This window comes from Aestuariibius violaceus, from assembly GCF_040779325.2.
Lineage (GTDB): Bacteria > Pseudomonadota > Alphaproteobacteria > Rhodobacterales > Rhodobacteraceae > Aestuariibius > Aestuariibius violaceus.
On the sequence record NZ_JBFONT020000012.1, the window covers coordinates 38455 to 61686 of the forward strand.

Consider the following 23232-nt stretch of genomic DNA (forward strand, 5'->3'; position numbering starts at 1 on the left):
ATCTGCACCCGCGGGCCTTGTCGGAGCGACGCCCTGCGATGTGGATTGAGATCCGCCGCGGGCCGGCAGCGCGGGCCGGGCCCAGAAGCGCCAGCCCCAGAGCAGTTCCTCAACCCGCGCCTCCGTCAGGTTCGCCAAGACCCTCTTCCTCTCCATTGGCGGCAGCGATGCGCGCGAGACGCTCAGCGATGACATCGACAGCGCTCCCTTCCGCAGAGCTCATCGAGCCGTCACTCGAGGTGAGGTCAATCCGTTGCGGCTTATCCAAGCCAAATAGCTTGGCGCGGCTGGTGATGGCCGACACGGCCGCCCCCGCCTGCCCTTCCTGCATAGCCATCTGCCGGGCCGCTTCCAGCTGCTCGGAAGCCTGGGTCAGAGTGAAGGCATGCCGCTTAAGCGCGGCTGCCCTCAGCGCCTCAATCCTTAGGGTAATCTTAGGGTAGTCGATGAGCCGCGATGCCTCGACATAGATCCAGGCATCCCGCGCGTTCGGATCCGTCTGATAGGCCGTCCGGTACGCCTCCGCCGCGTTCCCCGTCTCGACATAGAGATGTGCGAACAGCTCCTGCTTAGGTGTCAGATCGGTTTCACTTTCAGTGGCCAACAGGTTGCTCCGATGTGAGTATTTCCCGTTTAGCAGAGCAAACGGTTCGGCACGATCTCTCCTCCGAGTGCAAGTGCATAGATACCAAATGTCAAACACGTGGGGTGCAACAGGTCAATTATTGGAGTTTGGCTCCTAGGCGCCATTCAGATCTGTTTCGATGCCGCGGCGCAGCTTCACCGAACCGCCCATTCGCTGCTCCTGCAACATTAAGGCGTTGGCCGAGGAGGGCTCCGCGGGACACCACTGCCGTTCAGTCGGCGGACACGAAGGTCTGCTGTTTTCGGTTTTGGTGAACTTTGCGGCCGATTACACATCGGAGAAGCATGTGGGGGTCCTGGTGCCCCTGCTGGGCTGAAAAGTTGATGCAATCTTCTACAAGCGCGGCGAACATAAGTATCGCCTTGCTGACCACGCCCACGCATCGCCGCCCCACGGAGGCTGCTCCTCCACAAGGAAGCGGATGCACGTCGCTCTAATTTAAGCTGCCACATAACTAACACGTTCGGAGCCTCTCTAAGCGCCGCGGAACACCAACTCCTCGACATCGGTCCGCAGGACATGCTCGCGCATGGCCGTTTCCGCTATGCTGGGATTGCCGGAGCGGATCGCGGATAGAAGCTCCCTGTGCTCGTCCGTGGTGTTCTGGCCCGCGGTAGAACTAACCTTGAGCGTCATACGCAGATACGGCTCCGTTGCGCGGCGGATCCGCCTGATCTCGGCCACCAGCCGCGGGCGGGGGCAATAGTCCAGAAAGGCATCGTGGAACTGGTCGTGGGCGGTGATGAACCAATCGACGTTCTCGCGCGCACGGTCGAGACGGGTCAGCGCGATATCGGCTTCGTCGAGGCCCTGCCGGTCGATGTGCGTCGTCACCAGCCGCATGGCGAAGCCTTCCAGCACCGCGCGCATCTCATAGAGTTCGCCGATCTCTTCGGTGCCCAGCGCAGTGACGACCGCCCCCCGGTTCGAGCGGATCGTCATGAACCCTTCGCTCGACAATTGGCGGATTGCCTCTCGCACCGGCATCCGGCTGATCCCGAGGGTCGACGCGATACGGTCGGCCACTACGTGCGTTCCGCCTTCCAGCCGCCCGGACCGGATCTCGGCCAGCAGGTAGGCATAGGCCTGCGCCTGGGCGCTCTGCCCCTGCTCCCGCTGCGTTCTGTCTGGCGAAAGGTCCATCACAGGTCCCCCGATGTTCTCGCGCTGCCCGCCTTATGGGCAGTTATACAAAACACGTCCAACGATCATGCAAACGGCAGCACCGCGCACCGCTCGAAACACATGGGCATCGTGCCACCGAAACCAAGAATTGACAATTGACTCTGTGGCTACAAAGATAATTGTATCCAATATAGAGTCATTTTGGGTGGAACGTGCCGGTCAAGAACGCTGCTATCTTGCATTTCTCGGTTTGCGTTGACGACCTTGACCGGTCGGTCGCCTTCTATGGCGCGGCCTTTGGGTTCGCACCCACGCTGCTTGGTACCGACCTCGGGGACGCCTTCGCGCGCATGGTGGGAAGCTCGCGAGTCTCGGCCAGACTGGCGCAATTAACCCACGGGACACGGCATGAAGTGCTCGAACTGATCGCGATCGAAGGTCAGCCGGGTGCCGCCGCCGGACCAACCCCGCTGGCCCATGTCGCCTTTCAGGTCCCCAACCTGACAAAGGCCATCGCCTCGGCCGAAGCCGAGGGCGCCGCGCCGCTGGGCGAGGTTGTGACCTTCGCGGAGGGCCGATCGGTCTATTGTAGGGAACCGGGCGGGTCCGTCTTCGAACTTGAGGAGTTGTTCTGATGATCGACAGCGCCGCCGCACTGTCTCGCTTTCGGACCATGACCGCCATGCGCTCCTTCGACGAGGCCTGCCTGGACGCGCTCCGGCGCAAGGCGATCCATGGCGAATTGCACGTCGGACTGGGCCAAGAGGCGATCGGCGCCGGCATGGTTGAAGGTCTGCGGCCCCAAGACGCCGTCGTTTCGACTCATCGCAACCACTATCACGGCCTGGCCAAGGGCGTCGACCGCCGGGCGCTTCTGGCGGAGATCTGCGAACGTGAGGCTGGGCTTTGCCGCGGGCGGGGCGGCCATATGCACCCCTTCGACCCGAAGACGAACTTCTCGGCGACCGGCATCGTCGGGGCGTCGCTTCCGGTGGCGCTCGGCTATGCCCATGCGTTCCGGATGCGCGGTGAAGATACGGTGGCCGTGGGGATGACCGGCGACGGCGGCTCCCATACCGGAGGATTCCACGAAGCGATGGTGATGGCAGGCGCCCGCAAGCTGCCGATGGTCGTGCTGGTGGAGAACAACGCGCTCGCCATCTCGGTGCAGTTCGACGACATATCGCCGACAAAGACTGTCGCCGAACGTGCCGTCGCCTATTCGGCCCTCGGCATTCACGTGGACGGCACGGATGTCGACGCGGTGGCCGAGAGCTTCGCGACGGCCATGGACCATGCGCGCGCAGGCAACGGCCCCGTGTTAGTAGAGGCCACATGCCACCGCTTCCGCGGGCATTTCGAGGGCGACCCCGAAGGATACCGCAGCCGGGAAGAGCGCCAGCATCTCCGCCAGACCTTCGATCCGATCACGCTCTACCGAGCGCGCCTGACAAAGGCAGGGCTGGCCGAAGAGGCCACGCTCGACGCGATCCAGGCCGAAGAGAAAACAGCGATGAAGGCGCTTTTGGACGAGGTGCTCGAGATGCCCCTGCCGGATCCGGCCGGTGTGCTGGAAAACCGGTTTGTCGAAACGGTGCCGGCATGACCGCCACGACCCTTGCAAACGACCGGCTGGCGATGCCGCTGCCTGCCACCATCGCAGAGGCCATCGCACTAGAGATGGAGCGCGACCCGACGATCCTCTGCATCGGCGAGGATATCGGCCGCGCCGGCGGCGTCTTTGGCGCGACGCGCGGCCTGCAAGACCGCTTCGGCGAAGACCGGGTGATGGACGCACCCATCGCCGAGATGGGGTTCACGGGCATGGGCGTCGGCCTCGCGCAGGCCGGGATGCGCCCGCTGATCGAGATTATGTTCGTCGACTTTGTCGGAGTTTGTCTGGAACAGATGTACAACGCCGCGGCCAAGATCCCTTACATGTCCGGGGGTCGGCAGCGTATGCCCATGGTGTTCAAGACGGCGGGCGGCTGTATCGGTTCGGCAGCACAGCATTCCCAATGTCTCTGGGGTCTGATCGCGCATCTGCCCGGGTTCAAGGTGGTGGCGCCCTGTAACCCGCATGACCACAAGGGCCTCATGGCGGCGGCGTTGCGCAGCGACGATCCGGTGGTCTTCATCGAACACAAGGCTCTTCTTCTCAGAAAGGGTCGCGATTTCCGCCACCACCCCGACGTGCCGGACGGCGCCTACACTCTGCCCATCGGCAAAGCCGCCGTGGTGCGCAAGGGAACCGATGTGACGCTCGCCACGCTGTCGGCCACTGTCGAACACGCGCTGGCCGCAGCCGAGGATCTGGCGGGCGATGGCATCTCGGTCGAGGTGATCGACCTGCGCAGTGTCGTGCCGCTCGACACCGCGACCGTGGCAGAAAGCGCAGCTGGCACGGGGCGCCTGTTGGTCGTCGACGAGGATTATCTGAGCTTCGGTCTGTCGGCGGAGTTGTCCCTGAGGGTTCTGAAGACGCTGGGGCTCTCGGCCTTGCGGCAGGTCGAACGCCTGGCCGTGCCGGATGTGCCCATCCCTGCCGCGATCACGCTCGAAAAGGCGGTGGTGCCCGGCCCTGAGATGATCGCGGAAAAGCTCCGCCAAATGGCGAAAGCAGCGTGATGGCGGTGCGGCGCGCAGCCGTGCTCGGCGCCGGTGGCGGTATCGGTGCGGCCTGCATGCTGGCCTTCGCTGCGGCCGGGTGGGAGTCGATCGGCGCCGATCTGGTCCCGAGTGACACGCAGCAGACGCTCGATGTGACCGATGCCGCGGCAGTGGCCCGGTTTGCCAACGACATCAAGCCGGTCGATGCGATGATCTATGCCGCAGGCGCAGTTGCCACGATGCCCATCGCCGAAACGGATTTCACGACTTGGCGGCGGATCATGGCAGTGAACCTCGACGGGGCGGCGCACGCAGCCTCGGCCTTCGCCCGCGCCATGGCCGGGCAAGGGGGGGCGATGGTCTTTGTCTCGTCCGCAGCTGGTCTCCGCGGTGAGGGGAATGCCTCGGCCTATTCCGCATCCAAGGCCGGGCTCATCGGGATGGTCGAAAGCATCGCGGCAGAACTCGTGCCCGCCAATATCCGCGTCAACGCCGTTGCCCCGGGCAATGTCGACACGCCGATGCTGCGCCAGGTGGCCCAAGGCATCGCCAAAGCCGAAGGCCGGGACGAGGCCGAGGTCTGGGATAGCTTCGCACGCACCGGCGCTGCCCGACGCATTCTCGACCCCGTCGAGGTCGCCCGGGTCTGCCTGGCAATGTGCGAGGACGGTTTCTCGGGCGTGACCGGCGCCACCCTGCCGGTCGATGCCGGATATCTTCTGACATGACGGAGGCGCCAGCTGACATGAACGCGGAGGCTCCGATCCGCCCCGGCAAGGACCAGACGGGGGGCATGCGCAACGCGGGCTCTCCGACGCCCGCCCTCTTTCCGCCCCCGGAATCCCTGCGCCCGACCATCGTCGGCCGCGATTTCGTCGTCTCTGCCGGACATCCCATCGTTGCGCAGGTCATGGCCGAGGTCATGGCGCAGGGCGGTACCGCCATTGATGCCGGCGTCGCCGGCGGGTTGCTGTCCAACGTGGTGCAGGTCGACATGTGCAACCTCGGCGGCGTGGCGCCGACGCTGATCCGAATGGCCGGCCGTGCCGAGATCCACGTCATCGACGGTGTCGGCCCCTGGGGGCAGGAGGTGACCCTGGATGCCTTCCTCGCCCGGCACGAGGGACAGATGCCGCTCGGCTCCCCCGTCGGGGTCGTCCCTGCGGCTTTCGACGCCTGGTGCACGGCGCTCGCGCGCTTCGGAACCTGGCGGTTGGCTGACGTCATCGCCCCCGCCATCGACTACGCACAGCGCGGCTTCCCGCTCGGCCTGCGAACGGCCAAGGCGTTCGAACTGCTCGGCAACGGCTTTTCCGGCTACGAGACATCTCGCGCCGTCTACTGGCCCAAGGGCCGCCCGCCCCGGCCCGGCGAATGGCTCGTCCAGACCGATCTCGGGCGGACGCTCGCCCGCCTGGCCGCCTGCGACACCGGCTCGCGCGAGGCTGGCATCGCCGCAGCCCGCGCCCTTTTCTACGAGGGGGAAATCGCACGGGAATTGCTGGCTTTCCACCGCGCGACCGGCGGGTGGCTGACCGCCGATGACCTGGCCGGCTATCAAAGTCCCATCGCCACGGCGCCAGAGGTCGCCTTTCACGGCTGGCGCATCGCCACACCAGGCATCGTCTCGCAAGGTCCGGTGATGCTGCAGGCGCTTGCGATCCTCGACAAGCTGCCGCTCGACACTCTCGAACAGGGGTCCTCCAGCCACCTGCATTTCGTCGCCGAGGCGCTCAAACAAGGCTTCGCCGAACGGGAGCGGCACTACACCGACCCCGCCTTTGCCGGTATCGAAATCTCCGAGCTTCTATCGGAGGATCGCATCGCCGCCCTGCGCGCCGCGATCCGACCCGATATCGCCCTGCCTGGCGCAGCTGCTGAAGCGATGCCGGGGCAAGGCCGCTTCGACACGACCTACGTGGCCGCAGCGGACGCGGCGGGGAACGTCTTTTCCTCGATGCCAAGCGACACAATCGACGGCGCGCCGATCGCCCCGGGCCTTGGCTTCTTCGTCTCCCCCCGCGGCGTGCAGAGCCGGCTGGAGCGTGACCACCCCGCCGCCATCGCCCCGGGCAAGCGGCCCCGGCTCACCCCCGCCCCTGCCATTGCCGTCAACGACACAACGGGCGAGGCGCTTGCCATCGGCTGTCCCGGGGGCGACATGATCGTGCAGGCGATGACGCAAAGCCTTGTGGACATGCTCGTCTACGGGATGACACCCCAGCAGGCGGTGGAGACGCCGCGCGTGGCGACGTTCTCGCACCCCGGATCGTTCTACCCGCACCCGGCTTTCCCAAGACGGCTGGCGGTCGAGGGACGCATCTCCGCCGGGACCCGCGCCGCCTTGGCCGCGAAAGGCCACGTCATCCACGACTGGCCCGATTTCGAGTTCGACGCAGGCGGCGTCTCCATCGCCGGCTCCCGCGTTCTGAGTGAGGAGAGCGCACCGACGCTCGTCGCAGCCGCAGATCTGCGGCGCAGCACTTATGCGGCAGGGCGGTAGGCCCATGCGAACCTTCTTGCCCCCACCCCCCGGCTTCGACGCGACCGCCTACGCGCGGGACGCGGCGCGGGCCATCGGCCTGCCGATCCCTGAAAGCGATATCGCAGAGGTCGCGCTGAATCTCGAACGCACTGCAGGATTCGCTCAGCTGCTGGCGGGTATTCCCGGGCTCGACAGCGAGGAACCCGCGCCCGTCTTCCGCGCCGGGGAGGACGAGGCATGAGCGTCGCAACGATCGCCTCGCAGGTGAGGGCTGGCCGCGTGACAGCTGCCGAGACGATCGCGCGAACGCTTGCGGCACTGGAAAACTGCCGTGACCTCAACGCAGTGACGCATCTGCACGCCGACCGGGCCCGCGCCCGCGCCGAGGACATCGACCGGCAAGTCGGCACCGGAAAAGATCCGGGACCTCTCGCAGGCGTACCTTTCGCTGTGAAGAACCTGTTCGACGTCGCGGGCCAGATCACGCGCGCGGGCTCTCGCGCGACCGGGAGGAACGCCCCGGCGGACAGGGACGCCTTCGCGATCCGGTCGTTGGAAGCGGCGGGCGCAATCCTGATCGCCAGCACCAACATGGATGAACTCGCCTACGGCTTTGCCGGGGAAAACGCCCATGACGGCGACACGCGCAACCCCCGCGATCCGGCGTTGAGCGCCGGTGGGTCATCGTCAGGTTCCTCGGCCCTCGTGGCGGCGGGCGCGGTGCCGCTCGCCCTCGGCACCGACACGAACGGATCGGTCCGGGTGCCCACCGCGCTGTCCGGCGTGGCCGGGCTCAAGCCCACCTATGGCCGCCTCTCCCGCAGCGGCGTAACGCCCTTCGTCCGCAGCCTCGATCACGTCGGGCTCTTTGCGACCGATATCCACGATCTGGCACTGGCTTACGACGCGCTGCAGGCCCGGGATCACAACGACCCGGTGCAGGCCCCGCGCCCGCTGGAGCCTGCCGCCCCAGGGGTCGACACCTCCATGACGATCCGGACCGCCCGCCTCAACGGGTATTTCGACGCTCCCCTGCACCCGGATGTCCGGACGGTGACGGACATGGCGGCGCAGGCGTTGGAGGCTCGCGGCCCCATCACGCTGGATCTTGCCGAAGCTGCGCGCGCGGCGAGCTTTATCCTAACGACGGCCGAAGGCGGCCAGCATCATCTGCCCGGCCTCATCACGCATCCCGACCGCTTCGGCCCACTTGTGCGGGACAGGTTGCGCGCGGGCGCCCTGGTGCCTGCCGCCTGGACAGCCCGGGCCCAGAAGCTACGCCGCCGCGTGACCCGGCAGCTTGCCGCGCTGATGCGCGATCACGACATCCTTCTGGCCCCGGCCACGCCGTGTCCCGCCTGCCCGCTCGGCACGGCCGAATGGGAGGTTGCCGGCGTGACCCTGCCGATCCGGCTTGCGATCGGCATGTTCACGCAGGCGCTGACCCTGACGGGCGTTCCCATCGCCGTGCTGGGCCAGAAAGGGGCGACAAGCGGCCTGCCCGTGGGCGTCCAGATCATTGGCCGCCCGTTTGAGGAAGCAACGGTCCTGCGTGCCGCGCGGCGTCTCGAACAGGCCGGGTTCGGCATGGCACCCCAGATGCCGGAGGCGATCCATGCCTGAGGTCTACCCGATCAACATCCCCGAAATCGTTGCCGAAGTGCAAGGCGTCTTCGACCGCTACGAGGCAGCGCTGACGGCAAACGACGTCCCGGTGTTGGAAGAGCTCTTTTGGAACGCGCCAGAAACCACGCGCTACGGTGTCGGCGAAAACCTCTACGGTTCGGACGAGATCTCAACCTTCCGCCACGCGCGCGAGACCGGGCCGTTCAAACGGGCGCTCATGCGCACCACGATCACCACCTATGGCCGCGACTTCGCGACGGCCAATACCGAATACCAGCGCGAAGGTCATGAACGCACAGGGCGCGAAACCAAGACGCTTCTACGCACACCCGACGGCTGGCGCATCGTCTCGGCCCACGTCAGCCTTTTGGGAGAGACGGTATGATCGCAACCCGCGCACGACGAAGAACGGCCCGCTAAGGGCCGCATCACGGGAGGGAAACAACCACATCCACCAACAGGGATGACTGACATGACCGGGACCACAGACTTCAACCCGCCCATGGCGATCAGCCGCCGGAACTTTGGCCAACTTCTGGGCGTGAGCGGCGCGATGGCGATGCTGCCATGGAAACTGGAGGCTCAGGCAGGCGGCGACACGCTCGTCTTCGCGCTACCCGGCCTCGTCGGCAATTTCGAGCCGCATACCTGGGTCGGCTTCGGCGACACCGTGCACGTGATGGACACGGTCGCACGCGGTCTGACCCATATGGATTTCTCCGACCCGCTGCCACAGCCCGCCATCGCCGAAGGCTGGACCGTCTCGGAAGACGGGAGGGTCTATGACTTCGCGATCCGTCCGGGGCTAACGTTCCACGACGGCGCCGCGATCGACGCCGCCGCCGTGTTGCGGACGTTCCAGCGGATGTTTGACGAAAGCGACCCGACCCGGCCCGAACTGTCCTTCGCGCTCGACAATCTTGGCGGACCCAACGTGCTGGGCTTCGAAACGCCGGACGAGATGACGTTCCGCATCAACCTCGCGGCACCGGATGCCGCGATCCTCGGGCGCCTCTCGCGGCCCGACATGGTGATCATTTCGCCCACCGCGCTGGAGGAGCACGGGCAGGAGATCGGGCTCAACTTCGCCTCCTGCGGGCCGTACCGCATCGCCTCGGTGACGCCGAACGAACGTGTGGTGATGGAGGCATTCGACAACTTCTACAAGGGCACGCCGACCGTTCCGCGCATCGTGATGCAGGTGATCCCCGAGGCGGTGGCGCAGATGACGGCGCTCGCGGGTGGCGATCTGAACGTCACCAACCTGATCCCGCATTCCAACGTCGACCGGCTGGAAGCGATGGAGCAGATCCGGATCGAGCAATCGGCGGCCTTCATCTCGGCCATGCTGGCGATGAATTGCGGCGTCGCCCCGCTCGACGACATCCGGGTGCGCCGCGCGATCAATCTCGGGATCGACCGCGAGGCGATCGTGCAGGAGGCGTTCTTCGGCAAGGCCGAGGTGCCGGGATACATCACGCCCGCCGCCGAACAAGGGTACGCGCCCGATCATCAGCGCCATTCGGACTATGATCCCGACGCTGCGCGCGCCCTGCTGGAAGAGGCCGGAGCCATCGGCGCCGAACTCAGCCTGATTTCGGAAAACAGTGGCTTCTGGCCTCGTCTAGGGCAGGTCGTGGAGCGCAGCCTGAACGGCATCGGGCTGAACGTGACGACGGAATATCTCGACGGCGGCACCTTCAACGGGCGTCTTTTCGACCCAGAGGCGCACGAACTTGCTTTCCTCCAGCGCTCGGCCTTCTTCCCTGATCCCGACGGACGCTTCTCGCCGCTCTTCATGACGGGCACGGCCGGGGCCGACAGCATCACCGCCCAAAGCGGCCTCCCCGAACAGGCCCGCCTCGACGAGTTGATCACCGCAGCCAATGCCGAGGGCGACCCCGAAGCACGCGGCCAGCTCTATGTCGAGATCAACGACTATATGGCCGATGAGATGATGCCCGTCGCCGCGGTCGTGAACACCTTTCTGCCCGTCGCCGTGACCACGAACGTCTTAGGCGTCAACGCCAACGCGCTCGGCACCTACCGGACGTTCCTCGAAGGGTCGGAATTCACCGGCTGAGGCCTACCATGAATGAAGGCTCGGGCGCCCGTCACGCCCGGGCGACCGAAGGACGACACGACCATGGCCGACCAAACCGGCAAGGAGCTGACAATGCGCCCAGGCGGCGCGGGCGTCTTGCGTCTGGTATCGGCAGCTCTTGCGGCGCTGCCTTGGGTCGTCGCCAGTCTCTTCATCTTCGCGGCACTCCTAGCCCCCCTTCTTGCTCCATATAATCCGATCTCCAATGTCGGTCCGCCGATGCTGGCTCTATTTTCGGAGGGGCACGCTCTCGGCACCGACGGGTTCGGGCGGGATCAGTTGTCGCGGCTTCTCTACGGGTTGCGCCCGATGCTTGTCGTGTCGCTCGGTGCGGTGACGCTCGCGATGCTTATCGGCGGCGCCTACGGCCTGATCTCGGGCGTCAATGGCGGGCGAGCCGATTGGGTCATGATGCGCCTGATCGACATCCTGATGTCCTTCCCGTTGATCCTCGCCGCGATCCTCGTTTTGGCCGCGCTGGGTCCGTCGCTCTTGAACCTCACGCTGGCTGTTGCCGTCTCGCAGCTTCCGATCTTCGCGCGCCTCGCCCGGGCACTCGCCAGCGGCGAGGCGGCGCGCGACTACGTCATGGCGGCCCGGGCCGCGGGTTTCACACCACTTCACGTAATGATCCGCGAGGTCGCACCGAACATCCTGCGGCCATTGCTGGTACAGGCCACGTCGGTCGTCGCCCTCGCCGCACTCACCGCCGCTGCGCTCTCCTATCTCGGCCTCGGCCTCCGCCCACCGGCGCCCGACCTCGGCTACATGGTCCGCGAGGGGCAAGAACTGATCTTTATCGCCCCGGAACAGACCATCCTGCCGGGCCTCCTCATCGCGGTCTTCGCTCTCGCCGTATCCTTCTGCGGCGACCAGCTGGCCGATAGCGACCGCTCCGGAGGGCGCCGATGACGGGCGAAATCCTCCGCCGGCTCGCCTTCCTGCCCGTCACCCTTTTCGCGGTCGCGACACTTGTCTTCCTCACCCTGCGCGCCTTGCCCGGCTCGACCGTCGATATGCTGGCCTCGCAATTCTCGACCGCTGGTCTGCGCGATCAGCTGATCGCCCAGCTCGGGCTCGACCGCTCGCTATGGGAGCAATACCTGATCTACATGAGCGAGCTGATCCGGCTCGATCTCGGGCGGTCCTTTATCACCGGCAAGGACGTGTCCGTCATGGTGTGGGAGACGCTGCCGGTCACCATCGAGCTGGCAGTAGCCTCCCTCATCGTCATGCTGATCGCCGGGCTCGGCATGGCGCTGGCCGCCGCCGCCCGCCCCGGCTCGATCCTCGACGGTGCGCTGCGTTTCATCGCCATGACGCTCTTCGCATTGCCGTGGTTCTGGTTCGGCATCCTCCTGATCCTCGTCTTCTCCCTCTGGCTCGACTGGCTGCCCGCCTTTGGGCGGCTCCCGTCCTCGGTCACTTACGAGCCCATCACGAATTTCGTCCTGATCGATGCCATCCTGCAGGGGCGCCCGGACCTGATCAGGCCGTGGCTGACCCACCTGATCCTGCCCTCGCTGACCGTGGGCCTGACCACTGCCGGGGTCCTGATGCGGCTCGCGCGCAGCGGGATCATCGAGACGTCGAAGCTCGATTTCGTCCGGACCGCGCGGATGAAGGGGGTGCCCGGCCGCCGGATCTATCTGCGGCATATCCTGCGCAATGCAGCCCTCGGCATCCTGACCGTGATCGGCCTGCAATTCGGCGCCATGCTCGGGGGATCGGTCATTGCCGAGGTCGTCTTCGGATATCCCGGCATCGGCCGGATGATGGTCGACGCGGTGCTGACCCGTGACTATGCGGTCGCCCAGGGTGCAGCGCTGGTCCTCGCCGTTTTTTACGTGCTGGTGAACCTCGCCACCGATCTCGCCTATCGCTGGGCCGATCCACGCCTCAGACGGAAGCCGGGACGATGACCGCCCAGCTACTCGATGTCGCCGACCTCTCCGTCGCCTTCGGTCCCGACGGCGCCCGGCTGGCGGCAGTCAAAGGCGTGTCGTTCTCCGTCGCCCCGGGCGAGGTGCTGGCCATCGTGGGCGAAAGCGGCTCGGGCAAATCGGCGACAGCCATGGCGCTGGCACGGTTGAACGAGGGGCCGGGCGCGGACCTGTCGGGCCGGATCGGTCTGCAGGGCAGGGAGGTGCTGAAACTCTCGCCCGCCGACCTGCAGGAGTTGCGCGGGCGCGGCATTGCGATGATCTTCCAGGACGCGATGAGCGCGCTCAATCCCTGCGAGACGATCGGCGATCAGATCGCCGAAGCCCTGATCGTCCACGGAAAGGCCACCCGCCGCGCTGCCCGCACCCGCGCGGTCGAGCTTCTGGCAGAGGTCGGCCTTCCCGAACCCGACCGCCGCGCGGCCCTCTATCCTCACGAGATCTCGGGCGGCCAGCGGCAAAGGGCGATGATCGCCGTGGCGCTGGCCTGCGACCCGGCTCTTCTGATCGCCGACGAACCGACGACAGCGCTCGACGTCACGGTCCAGGCGCAGATCCTCGCGCTGCTGACCGGCCTCGTCGCCACCCGGAACATGGGGCTGATCCTCATCACCCACGACCTCGGCGTGGTCGCCGGCGTCGCAGACCGGGTCGCTGTCATGTATGCCGGACGGCTCGTCGAGGCCGCCCCGGTCGAAGCGCTCTTCGCAGCGCCTCACCACCCCTATACGCGCGACCTGATCGCAGCCGCCTCTGCCGCGCCCGATGCGAACGGACAGCTCGCCTCGATCCCCGGCGCGCCGCCGAACCTCGGCTCAGGCGACACTGGATGTGCCTATGCGCCCCGCTGCCGCAAGGCCAGCCCCCGCTGCACAGCCGAGCGGCCGGATCTCGCCCCGCTCGGCACGTCGCGCGTCGCCTGCTGGCATCCCGAAAACCGGCCATGAGCACCGAACCGATCCTCTCCCTGCGCGGGCTGACCGTGCGCTACCCGGTGCGCCAGGGCCTCACCCGGCGCGAGATCACCGCGCTCCACCCGACCGATCTGGACATCCACCGCGGCGAAACACTGGCCATCGTCGGCGAAAGCGGCTCGGGCAAGACGACGCTCGGCCGCGCCATGCTGAGGCTGGTCGAGCCATCGGGCGGGCAGATCCTGCACAACGGTACCGACCTCACCGCCCTTGGCACGCGGCAGATGCGCGCGCTCCGCCCCCGCTTCCAGATGGTCTTCCAGGATCCCTATTCTTCGCTCAACCCGAGTCACCGCATCGGCACGATGCTGATGGACGTTCTCGCGCATACCGGCGTCCCTAAACCCGACCGCGAGGCCCGCGCAACTGCCCTGCTGGCCGATGTTGGGCTCGACAAGGATGCGATGCACCGCTTCCCGTCTGCCTTCTCCGGCGGTCAGCGCCAGCGCATCGCCATCGCCCGCGTACTTGCCTCCGACCCCAACCTGATCGTCGCCGACGAGCCGATTTCAGCGCTCGACGTGTCAATCCAGGCGCAGGTCGTGAACCTTCTCATGGATCTCAAGCGCAAACGCGGGCTGACGCTTGTCTTCATCTCCCACGATCTCGGCATGGTATCGGCCATCGCGGACCGCACAGCGGTGATGTATTTCGGCGAAATCGTCGAGATCGGAGAGGCCGCAGCCCTCGCGACCTCCCCGGCCCATCCCTACAGCGCTATGCTGCTCGCCAGTCAGCCGAAGCCAGATGTCGCGGCCTCCCGCGCCACCATCCGCGCCGCCGCCAGCATCCCGGCCGCCGATCTGCCCAGCCAGCTCGACCCGCCCACGGGCTGCCCGTTCCGCAGCCGCTGCCCGCGCGCCCTCGATCGCTGCGCGCAGGAGGCGGCAGGCCTCACACCCACAACTCAGGGCGGCCTGACGTCCTGCTTCAACCCATTTACAGAAGACGAGACCCCGAAAGGAGCGCTCCGCGCATGATCATCGACGCCTATAACAACATCTGGGAAGCGGGCCAGAATTCCGACTATCTGACAGCCGAAACCTACTCGGTCGAGATGATGCTGCGTGACATGGACGATGCCGGTGTCGACATGGCGGTCGGCTGTTCGCTCGGCCAGATGATCGACAACGACTACACCGCCAGCGTGGGCCGCAAGTACCCCGACCGGATCATCGCCTTCGGCCAGGTCAACGCGCGGGATGCCGACGCCGCTGAGCAAATCCGCCGCGACCACGACAAGCACGGCTTCAATGGGCTCAAGCTGCATCCCGTTCTGCATGGTTACCACATCGTCGATCACGGCCTTCTCGACCCAATCTACGAAGCCTGCGCCGAGCGGGGGATCATGATTCTCTTCAACGCGCTCGACGATGCCTTCATCCACCCGTTGGGGATCGAGGAGATCGCTAAGCACTACCCGACCGTCCCGACCCTGATCGCCCATATGGGCACCGTCTGGAACGTGGGTGAGGCGATCCTCGTGGCCAAGCGGACGCCCAACATCTACCTTGAAACCTCCTCTACCCAGCTGATCGAGGTGCGCATGGCATATCGCGATCTCGGCCCGGAAAAGATCATCATGGGCACCGACTGGCCGGGCAGCGATTTCGAGATGGAGCGGCTTAAGATCGCCAAATCCGTCCAAGACCCGGCCCATCGCGCGATGATCGAAGGCGGCAACCTCGCGAAACTCCTCGGCCTATGACCACGCTCTCCGTAGCCGCGATCTGGGCTCGGCCCTGGGAGGGGCCGCCGGTATGGGGCGGGCAGCTGACCTTCGAAGATGGCCGTATCGGGGAGGTCACCGCGGCAGACCCAGAGGGCGACGCGCTCCTCATCCCGGGCCTCATCAATGCCCACGATCACGGCCGGGGCCTGCGCCCCCTCGCCTTCGGCGCCCCGGACGGCCCGCTCGAAGCGTGGCTCTGGGACCTCTGGCGCGCGCCGCCTACGGATCCGTATCTCACCGCACTCGTGGCCTTCGGGCAGATGGCCCTGTCGGGCGTCACCACGGTGGTCCACAATCACCTGCCGCAATTGGAAGACCTCCTGATCGAGGCCAAAGCGGTCGCCCGTGCTGCCCGCGACGTCGGCATCCGCCTCGCCTTCGTCGTGCCGATCCTCGATCGGAACCTCGCGGGCTACGATGGCGGCGCCGCCGTGAAGGCCGCTCTTCCCTCCGACGAATGGACCGCCGCCAAAGCCGCAATGGCGCAACGCCCCTTCGCCGAGCAGATTGCAACCGTGTCCGACATCGCGTCAGCCATCGACGGCCCCGATATCGTCACGCAATACGGACCGCCCGGACCGCAATGGTTGTCTCCCGAAGGCCTCGCGGCTGTCGGCGACGCTGCCGCGACCGAGGGGCGGCGTGTCCATATCCACCTTCTGGAAACACAGCTTCAGCGCGACTGGATGGATGCGACCTGCCCCGACGGCGCGCATTTCCTTTTTGACCGCGCAGGGCTGTTGAACGATCGGCTGACCGTCGCCCACGGCGTCTTCCTTCGCTCCGAAGAGGCCACCGCCTTCGCCGATGCGAGCGCCACACTGGTGCTGAACACAAGCTCCAACTTGCGGTTATCCTCCGGCATCGCGGACGGTGCCGCGCTCAAGGCGGCGGGTCTCCGGCTTGGGATCGGGCTCGACGGTATGGCGCTGGATGACGATGCCGACATGCTGCGTGAGATGCGCCTGACCTCCATGCTCCTCGGCCCGCGCCGTTTCGATAGACCTGGCCTCGGGCGCGCGGACATTCTCCGCGCGGCCTATTCCGACGGACGAGTAGCTTTCAACGGCCGCCGAGGGGACGGGTTGGCTGCAGGTGCGGAGGCCGACGTCGTCTCACTGTCGTTTGATCGGATCGCCCGTGACCGGATCGACGATGCCCCTAAGACCCTTGCGAACCTGATCCTCGGGCGTGCCTGTCGGGCGACAGTGCGCGATGTTTGGGTTGCGGGACGGCAGATCGTCAAGGATGCCGCTCTGACCGGGATCGACCTTACCGCTGCGGAACGCGAGCTGACGAAGACCGCACGCGCCTCGCGGGATGTCCCTGCCTGGATCGACGCCGCCCGCGCCGCGCGGGTGGCTGCTTCCACGCCTGACGGCCTGAGATGACCCGCATCGTCCCACTTCTGGACGGACATATCAGCTTCGACCCGCGGCTCTTTCCGGCTGTGCGGGAGGCACCAGAGGAGGCAGCCCGCCTTCTCGGGACGACCACCCTCCCTGACCAGATCGACGTCCCGGTCTGGTACTATCTCGCCAAAACCGCCCAAGGCGCCTGTCTTGTCGATACCGGCAGTGGCGAACTCTTCGGCGGCCTGCCGGGCAGGCTGCCAACAACGCTCGCCCATCACGGCGTTGCACCAGAAGACATCCGCCGCATCTGGCTGACCCATCTTCACGGAGACCATTGCGGAGGGCTGATCACCGAAGCTGGCGCCCCCGCATTCTCCAATGCCCGCATCGCGCTGCCCGAAGCGGAAGCCGAGCACTGGTTTGACGCGCACCACGAGGGGGTGGGGGCTGACATCGCGCGTGATGCGAAGTCGGCACTTGCCCCGTATGACGGCCGCATCGACAGGATCGCCCCAGGCACGCAAGTCGACGGCGCGACGGCCCTGAACGCCCACGGCCACACTCCGGGCCACACGGCCTGGCTCCTGCCGGACCATGCGGTCATTGCTGCAGGCGATATTGTCCACCTACCGCCACTCCAGCTGCGTCACCCGGACTGGTCCAGCGATTGGGACACCGACCTGCACGCCGCGGCTGAAGCCCGAAAAACACTTCTGCTGCACGCCAGGAAAGAGCAGCTCATGCTCCTGACCGGACATGGTGGTCCCCTGGGTCCAGAAAGCCTTGCCGCAAGCATACCCTTCGAAACTGAGCCCACATAAGCCCTGCCTTCTTCACTGTTATCGACAGTTCCCACGATGCCAGGTTGGCGGCGAGGCGTTATGGATCGAACCGGTCGGCCCCGACACCCTTCGCGCGGCGCAACGCGCCACGCGATGACGAACCTGACGGAGAGCGCTCATCTTTAGGGCGGCGAGGGACGTCTGGCGCTAAAAGCCGACGATGGCATCGCCTGCGTCACAGTCCTGGATCAGGGACCGAGAAAATGCCCGAGGCACGGCTTCGCAAGGTGCGCGAGCCTTTTGTGGTACCAGAACGTTCACGCGCCCGCCGTAAGGACCGCTCTGGCCCTGGATTGGCCCTGGCAGATGCCGCGGCTCGTGAGCGCAGCGGGTACTTTATCTTAAGAAGTCGAAAACATGGCGGTCTGGAAGCGGCGATCGAGCCACCCATCGACACTATGAGGGCCTGAAGAGGCCGCATTAGCTCTCGAAGGTAAAGTCAAGCAATGCTACGGGAGCGCAGGATCGGAACCACCACAACTGCCGGTCACTAGTGGTTCGCGGCCCTCACCAGCCGTTTGTCGCGTCGGTTCACGCCGCAGTGCGGCTTCACCGAACCGGCCATTCGCCGCAGCTGCGCGATCATGCGGGACGCGAACTCACGCTGTGCGTGACGGAGCGGGCGTTCGTGTTATGATCCGTATACAGCTCGGAGAGTCGCTATGGCACAATTCCGGTACATCGTCTTGGATGTCGACGAGACGGTTACATTCTATCGCGATTGCCTTGGACTGGAGCTGGTCGAGCAGTACGGTCCGGCGATAGCAATTCTGAGAAACGACGACCTCGATTTGTGGGTTGCCGGTCCGATGGCGTCGGCCTCGCAGGCAATGCCTGACGGGACAAAGCCTGCACCAGGCGGATGGAACAGGTGTGTTCTAGTCGTCAAAAACATTGCGGCGACGGTCGAATCCCTTCGACAGAACGACGTCGTCTTTAGAAACGAAATTGTCGAGGGCCCCGGAGGCAAGCAGATCCTTTGTGAGGACCCGTCGGGAAACGTGGTCGAACTTTTCGAACCCGCTTAGGCGCTCAATTCTCGGGTCGATCTTCAAATCCGCAACGGGCTCATTGCGCCGTTAGATCAGTCACAGCATGCTCGCCGGACGGGTCGTCCGTCCTGATGGTGACGGCCCATAGCCGCCGTACCTAACGATCAACGTCGCTGCGATGCAGCTTCCCCGAAGCGGACGTTGATAGTCAGTGCAGTATGCAGGGGGGGTAGATGATGGCAATGCGGGACGAAGCGCCATTTCGCTGCGGCTGCGCGAGTGGCTGCTTTCGATTATACTCAGACATCCTCAGGCAGCATCGGTAGATCTGTAGATCCCGGATCAATACCAGCAGCTGTCAGCATGGCATGCACTTGCCCCCGGTGGTGCGTTGCGTGATTGAACATATGGACGAGATTGAAGCCAAAATCCGTTGTTACAGGGGTGTCACCTTTCATCCATTGAACCTGCCGTGACACGTCGTCATCGTTCAGGCCCTCGCACCAAGTTTTGATTTCCTCATCGAGTGCCGTTCGCTGGCGCTTGTAATCTGCCCAGTCACACGGTGCATCTGTGTAAGGGTGACGTTCGCCAATCTCGCTGACGGTAGCGTTATCGCTCCGTTGCCGGGCAAGCCAAATCCGATGGTCCCATAGGATATGGTTAAGTGTTTCTGCGATTGATTGAAAGAACGCGCCCCGGTCCTTCCACCGATCTTCATCGGTCAGTGTATCTGCTGCCGCGACGAGCGACTGGTTCTGCCACCGGTCATATCGCGCCATTGTCCGTGCGTAGTTAATATCAATCATTACAGCTTGCTCCTATTTCGTATAGTACACTGTGATGTACACCTTTACTCTAACACCCTGAAATCGAGCATTTTTCCCATGACTGCAACTCGCCCCGCTTTTACGCCGGTTCTTATGCTGTTTGCTGCCGAGGCGGTTATCACTGGCCTGATCTATGCCCGCTTGCCAGATATTAAGGCGTCGGGCGATTTGTCGAATGCGGCCTTTGGTATTGTTCTTGTTGGGATTCCTATCGGCAATATACTTGGGTTCATTCTGGCTCCACATGCGATTGGCCGCTTTGGTCTGACCCGGGTGAGCTACCTCGCGGTCTCGGTTCTCGGAATCGTGTCTCTCGGGCTTGGCTTTGCAAACACCGTCCCGACACTCATGGTCGCTTTCGCTCTGCTCGGTTTTTGTCTGTCACATACAGAAGTCTCGCAGAACTCGATGGCCGGGCATGTGGAGCGCACAACGGGTAGGCGGGTCATGTCGCGGTGCCATGGGGGCTGGAGCGTCGGGTCCATTATCGGCCTTTTGGCAGGTGGTGCGTTGAGCCAAGCTGCCGTGCCAGTCGCGCTCCAAAGCGCCGGAGCGGCCGTTGTCGGGGCTACGGCGGCGTTTCTTCTTGCGCGCAGCTTGCCACATGTGTCGCGCCATAAGCTGGAAGCAAAAGGAGCACGGTTGGCGTTGCGCGACCGTATCCCGCCAGTTGCATTGCTGTTGTTGTGTCTACTGCCGCTTGGCACCCTCGCATTGGAAGGAATAGTTCGCGACTGGGGTGCGATTTTCCTGCGCGACGATCTTGGCGCTGCGCCCTTCGCTTCGACGCTTTTGTTCGTCACCGTATCGACGTCAATGGCGGTGGTTAGATTGTCTGGTGATGCAATACTCGAATGGCTTGGGGAAAGGACAGTCGTGGGCGGTTCCATCATCTGCGCCAGCGTCGGACTATTAATTGTCTCTGTCGCGCCGTCGCTTTTCGTTGCTCTAGTAGGTGCTGCAATAACCGGTGTCGGTGTCGCTGTGGTTTATCCAGTTGCGTTGTCAATCGCGGCACGGCGCTCTGATCGACCGGAGCGCGATGTAGCCACGATGTCATTCATCTGCTTCGTCACGCTGATGGCAAGCCCGACAGCAGTTGGGTTCTTGAGCCAGGCGATGGGACTGCGCATCACCTTTGCCGTCTTCGCGACCCTTTCGCTGTTCGCCCTCCTGCTTTTGCAAGTGACAGGCAAGCGAAAAGAGGGCTGATACGCCATGTGGCGTGGTTCATTTCCGTAGTGAAGCCTTTGCCCAAAGCCGCCATTTAAGCGTCCCGCAGCATTAGAGAGTCTGGGCTCTCCGCCGCCATCGGAGGCGTCGCAGCATTCCCGACCAAGGCACCAATTTGCCGATCATGGACGGCCCTGAACGGACCTTTCAGCTAGCGGAGTTTACTGCGGTGCGGCGCACCAAAGCAGACATTCCAGAATGATCAAGCTAGGCTATACTCAAACTGCCGATTAGTGAGGACTATTGTGAGCCTAGGAACTCAGCGACAAGGCCAACTTGGTGTCAACGCAGTCGAAAAAATCGTTCTTGCCGATTGGGGAGCCCGTTGGCAGGCGCTTGATGCGCATAACGATGATGGTGTGGACGGGCTGATATTTCTTGAGCGAGGGCAGGAGCTTTCGGGTCAAATCGTATTTGCACAAATTAAATGCCAAGAAGTAAAAAAACGGCCAGATGGAAACTATGTAATTCCTATCAAATCACAGAAGCTTGCGAAGAATCTGGAGGTTTGGCGAAAGGTTGTTGGAGCTGCTATCGTTGTTTTGGTCGACCCACAAACACTGACGGCTCGTTGGGTAGATGCGAGGCCTAGTACGTCGACCACCGCTTCTCAGATACTTGTCCCAGAAGGACAGCATTTTAACGCGGCGGCCAAGGGCGAAATAGGCAAGTTGTGTGGAACACTTCACCAAGACCTGTTGGCACAAAAAGTTCACACGTTCGCGGACGACTTTTTACATTTGAGAACCTCCTCGCATCTGCAGGTAGCAACGCGTGCTTTGTACAAAAAGCTCGCGCAAGCATCTTTCAGCTTGGGGCACGATGGCGAGCGTGTGATCTTTGACCGAGATGGATGGCGGCACATCACGAGGCCTAACCGAAGTCAGTTAGCAAGACATCAGAGCTTTATTCTTTTAGGGGCGGCCGCGAAAATCATCGAAGCTTGCGACGAAGACCTATGCAATTTGTGGAGTTCTGACACCAACGACGGGAAGACACGTTTTTTTCAATTGGACAGTATGGTGACGTTTCCATTCAGGCAAACGGGACTTGTACGTCTTGTGCTTAAGAAGTCGTTGACACGAATATCGGAGGACAGGTCATTGAAATTCTGGACCTTATACGAGCCGCGACGCAAGTACAGTGGACTTGGTGTGCAAGAGCCACGGCACCCATAAACCCGAAGGCTGCGAAGGGTCATGAGCAGCCCTTGCACACCATAGAAGCATAATCAAAGAAGTCGTTCGTTTCCAGGCATATTCGGCGGGTCGAGGCTGCACGGGAGCCGACGGCCCAAACCGGTCACTCGATCTAACCTAGAATTGCTGCATTTGCATTCCGCATTGCGGACATTGGCGGCCATCCGCAGCATCTTGAAATCGGCAATGGCCAGGTCGCGGGACCATGCCGCCATTCACTTTTTGAGCTTTGCTGCCGCAGCATTCCTTCGAGCCTGCGGCACAACAAACGCTGCACCGCATCTGAGTCGTGAGAGCGGTCGTTCGCGGGCTAGGAATTTACCTAAACCAAAACCGCGCTTTCGCCGCGACCGGCTCCGGCAAACCAGACGCGGACAAAACTGACCGGTCGTTTTGACCGCCGAAGGCCCTCTTATTTCTCCTTAAATTGAGCACCAGGCGATCAAACGCCGATGCTCGCCAGTATTTATTCTTTCATGTAGGGCCATCAAAGAAGGTTGCGGCAGTGATGGTTTTGGGCCTCAACGCTGCTTCTGGTTTGGTTGAGGTCTTTACGCAGGGTGAGGGGTGCACGCGCGCGGCTGGTGAGTTATAAACTAATCAATACTTCCGATCGTGACGAAACTGCGACGGAGAGGTTCCGAGATACTTTCGAAATGACCGGCTCATATGACTTTGATCTGCATATCCCAGGCGAAAGGCGATTTCTGGCAGTGCGCTGCGGTCGGCCAATAGAAACTCGCACGCCATCTGGACGCGCAACTTTTGAACGAATTGATACGGCGACAGACGCATGCGCTTTTTGAAATGACGGTTGAAAGTGCCAACGGGCATATCGCAGAGCCTTGCAAGATCGCCGACAGACACACCTTCACCTATGTTGGAGCGCACGAACTCTTCAAGAAGCTCTTCGGGAATGTCGCTTCCAGCAGTCGACCGCATCTCGATGTCACCCAGTTTCCGAAGGAGGCTCGCCACAAGACCCTGCAATAAACCGTCGACTTCCATTGCGCTAAAGCGGTCCTGAGTTTCCAATCCTCTCCATAAATGATGCATGTAAGTGACGCTTGCTTGGTCGCGAAAATAAGCGTGATGTCCGGTGTTAAGGATGTCGAGGCAATCGGCATCGATCCCAGCGGTAATGTCCATCAATGTTTTCTGCGAGATCGCAATCACCAAAAGCGAGTGCGGTTCGGATATGTCGAAGTCTATCGCTTCGTCGATCGGTGAAATGCCGATATGGCCAGGACGGCGGGCTTCGGTGTCTCGCCACTTCGAGCCGACGCGCCAACTGACCGGTGTCGCGCCGCTCAAGGTCAGGCCGATCACCATGTCGCTGCTGGCAGGATCTGAAAACCCATGAGCGTCCTGTCTGCAAAGCATTGCATCGACCCTCTTCCGACGATCTGATCGGGCTTCTGCGAGGAACTCGCGATACCCGCTTTGAGTGTAGAAGCGGCGGTACCCTCGCTGAGACGGAAAACAGTGATCGAAATCTTCCAATGGATGTTTCCTTCAAGAGATCGTCCTGATGAC

23 protein-coding genes are annotated in these 23232 nt (G+C 63.6%); 19 read left to right on the forward strand and 4 right to left on the reverse strand.

The annotated features are described in order from the left end of the window. Positions 1 to 109: 109 nt before the first annotated feature. Together AADZ90_RS20525 and AADZ90_RS20530 are read right to left on the reverse strand one after the other, a co-directional pair. Complete coding sequence (locus AADZ90_RS20525) at positions 110 to 604, reverse strand: terminase small subunit (protein ID WP_367312442.1); 495 nt, start codon at positions 602 to 604, stop codon at positions 110 to 112. A 516-nt stretch (positions 605 to 1120) separates the two neighbouring features. Beyond that, positions 1121 to 1789, reverse strand: coding sequence for a GntR family transcriptional regulator (locus AADZ90_RS20530; protein ID WP_367312441.1), 669 nt, complete (start codon positions 1787 to 1789; stop codon positions 1121 to 1123). 194 nt (positions 1790 to 1983) lie between these two features. On the opposite strand from AADZ90_RS20530, the gene AADZ90_RS20535 reads away from it, so the two are divergent. The 17 genes from AADZ90_RS20535 to AADZ90_RS20615 all read left to right on the forward strand — a co-directional run bounded on the left by AADZ90_RS20535 (position 1984) and on the right by AADZ90_RS20615 (position 18470). Next, positions 1984 to 2406 (forward strand): VOC family protein, encoded by a 423-nt coding sequence (locus AADZ90_RS20535; protein ID WP_367312440.1) that lies wholly within the window; start codon positions 1984 to 1986, stop codon positions 2404 to 2406. Then, positions 2406 to 3377, forward strand: a complete 972-nt coding sequence (locus AADZ90_RS20540; RefSeq protein WP_367312439.1) for a thiamine pyrophosphate-dependent dehydrogenase E1 component subunit alpha — start codon at positions 2406 to 2408, stop codon at positions 3375 to 3377. The genes AADZ90_RS20535 and AADZ90_RS20540 overlap by 1 nt, the downstream gene beginning before the upstream one ends. Beyond that, on the forward strand, positions 3374 to 4399 hold the full coding sequence (locus AADZ90_RS20545) for an alpha-ketoacid dehydrogenase subunit beta (RefSeq protein WP_367312438.1): 1026 nt from the start codon (positions 3374 to 3376) through the stop codon (positions 4397 to 4399). Before AADZ90_RS20540 ends, AADZ90_RS20545 begins: the two co-directional genes overlap by 4 nt. Then, a complete protein-coding gene (locus tag AADZ90_RS20550; protein ID WP_367312437.1) occupies positions 4399 to 5109 on the forward strand; it encodes an SDR family NAD(P)-dependent oxidoreductase in 711 nt (236 codons plus the stop codon). Before AADZ90_RS20545 ends, AADZ90_RS20550 begins: the two co-directional genes overlap by 1 nt. Further along, the gene (locus tag AADZ90_RS20555; protein ID WP_367312436.1) at positions 5106 to 6884 is read left to right on the forward strand and encodes a gamma-glutamyltransferase family protein; all 1779 of its coding nucleotides are present in this window, start codon (positions 5106 to 5108) and stop codon (positions 6882 to 6884) included. The genes AADZ90_RS20550 and AADZ90_RS20555 overlap by 4 nt, the downstream gene beginning before the upstream one ends. A 4-nt stretch (positions 6885 to 6888) precedes the next feature. Further along, positions 6889 to 7107: a DUF4089 domain-containing protein gene (locus tag AADZ90_RS20560; protein WP_367312435.1), complete on the forward strand. Its 219-nt coding sequence runs from the start codon at positions 6889 to 6891 to the stop codon at positions 7105 to 7107. Beyond that, positions 7104 to 8489 carry an AtzE family amidohydrolase gene (locus tag AADZ90_RS20565; protein ID WP_367312434.1) on the forward strand — a complete coding sequence of 462 codons (1386 nt, stop codon included), beginning with the start codon at positions 7104 to 7106 and terminating at the stop codon, positions 8487 to 8489. The genes AADZ90_RS20560 and AADZ90_RS20565 overlap by 4 nt, the downstream gene beginning before the upstream one ends. Beyond that, the gene (gene hpxZ / locus AADZ90_RS20570) at positions 8482 to 8877 is read left to right on the forward strand and encodes an oxalurate catabolism protein HpxZ (RefSeq protein ID WP_367312433.1); all 396 of its coding nucleotides are present in this window, start codon (positions 8482 to 8484) and stop codon (positions 8875 to 8877) included. The genes AADZ90_RS20565 and hpxZ overlap by 8 nt, the downstream gene beginning before the upstream one ends. Positions 8878 to 8964: 87 nt before the next feature. Continuing rightward, positions 8965 to 10575: an ABC transporter substrate-binding protein gene (locus tag AADZ90_RS20575; RefSeq protein WP_367312432.1), complete on the forward strand. Its 1611-nt coding sequence runs from the start codon at positions 8965 to 8967 to the stop codon at positions 10573 to 10575. Between the two features lie 63 nt (positions 10576 to 10638). After that, on the forward strand, positions 10639 to 11508 hold the full coding sequence (locus AADZ90_RS20580; RefSeq protein ID WP_367312431.1) for an ABC transporter permease: 870 nt from the start codon (positions 10639 to 10641) through the stop codon (positions 11506 to 11508). Next, positions 11505 to 12518, forward strand: coding sequence for an ABC transporter permease (locus AADZ90_RS20585; protein ID WP_367312430.1), 1014 nt, complete (start codon positions 11505 to 11507; stop codon positions 12516 to 12518). The genes AADZ90_RS20580 and AADZ90_RS20585 overlap by 4 nt, the downstream gene beginning before the upstream one ends. After that, positions 12515 to 13486 carry an ABC transporter ATP-binding protein gene (locus tag AADZ90_RS20590; protein ID WP_367312429.1) on the forward strand — a complete coding sequence of 324 codons (972 nt, stop codon included), beginning with the start codon at positions 12515 to 12517 and terminating at the stop codon, positions 13484 to 13486. The genes AADZ90_RS20585 and AADZ90_RS20590 overlap by 4 nt, the downstream gene beginning before the upstream one ends. After that, positions 13483 to 14493 (forward strand): ABC transporter ATP-binding protein, encoded by a 1011-nt coding sequence (locus AADZ90_RS20595; protein WP_367312428.1) that lies wholly within the window; start codon positions 13483 to 13485, stop codon positions 14491 to 14493. The genes AADZ90_RS20590 and AADZ90_RS20595 overlap by 4 nt, the downstream gene beginning before the upstream one ends. Continuing rightward, positions 14490 to 15221 carry an amidohydrolase family protein gene (locus tag AADZ90_RS20600; protein ID WP_367312427.1) on the forward strand — a complete coding sequence of 244 codons (732 nt, stop codon included), beginning with the start codon at positions 14490 to 14492 and terminating at the stop codon, positions 15219 to 15221. Before AADZ90_RS20595 ends, AADZ90_RS20600 begins: the two co-directional genes overlap by 4 nt. After that, the gene (locus AADZ90_RS20605) at positions 15218 to 16636 is read left to right on the forward strand and encodes an amidohydrolase family protein (protein ID WP_367312426.1); all 1419 of its coding nucleotides are present in this window, start codon (positions 15218 to 15220) and stop codon (positions 16634 to 16636) included. Before AADZ90_RS20600 ends, AADZ90_RS20605 begins: the two co-directional genes overlap by 4 nt. Beyond that, positions 16633 to 17421, forward strand: a complete 789-nt coding sequence (locus AADZ90_RS20610) for an MBL fold metallo-hydrolase (protein ID WP_367312425.1) — start codon at positions 16633 to 16635, stop codon at positions 17419 to 17421. Before AADZ90_RS20605 ends, AADZ90_RS20610 begins: the two co-directional genes overlap by 4 nt. A gap of 683 nt (positions 17422 to 18104) precedes the next feature. Then, positions 18105 to 18470 carry a VOC family protein gene (locus tag AADZ90_RS20615; protein ID WP_367312424.1) on the forward strand — a complete coding sequence of 122 codons (366 nt, stop codon included), beginning with the start codon at positions 18105 to 18107 and terminating at the stop codon, positions 18468 to 18470. A 263-nt stretch (positions 18471 to 18733) separates the two neighbouring features. Here AADZ90_RS20615 and AADZ90_RS20620 read toward each other — a convergent pair whose 3' ends face one another. Further along, positions 18734 to 19243 (reverse strand): DinB family protein, encoded by a 510-nt coding sequence (locus tag AADZ90_RS20620; protein WP_367312423.1) that lies wholly within the window; start codon positions 19241 to 19243, stop codon positions 18734 to 18736. 78 nt (positions 19244 to 19321) lie between these two features. Between AADZ90_RS20620 and AADZ90_RS20625 the strand changes: the two genes are divergently transcribed. Continuing rightward, a complete protein-coding gene (locus AADZ90_RS20625; RefSeq protein WP_411997127.1) occupies positions 19322 to 20476 on the forward strand; it encodes an MFS transporter in 1155 nt (384 codons plus the stop codon). 266 nt (positions 20477 to 20742) lie between these two features. Next, on the forward strand, positions 20743 to 21675 hold the full coding sequence (locus AADZ90_RS20630) for a DUF4365 domain-containing protein (RefSeq protein ID WP_411997128.1): 933 nt from the start codon (positions 20743 to 20745) through the stop codon (positions 21673 to 21675). A 621-nt stretch (positions 21676 to 22296) separates the two neighbouring features. Here AADZ90_RS20630 and AADZ90_RS20635 read toward each other — a convergent pair. Then, the gene (locus AADZ90_RS20635) at positions 22297 to 23199 is read right to left on the reverse strand and encodes a helix-turn-helix domain-containing protein (RefSeq protein ID WP_367312420.1); all 903 of its coding nucleotides are present in this window, start codon (positions 23197 to 23199) and stop codon (positions 22297 to 22299) included. Between the last annotated feature and the right edge of the window lie 33 nt (positions 23200 to 23232).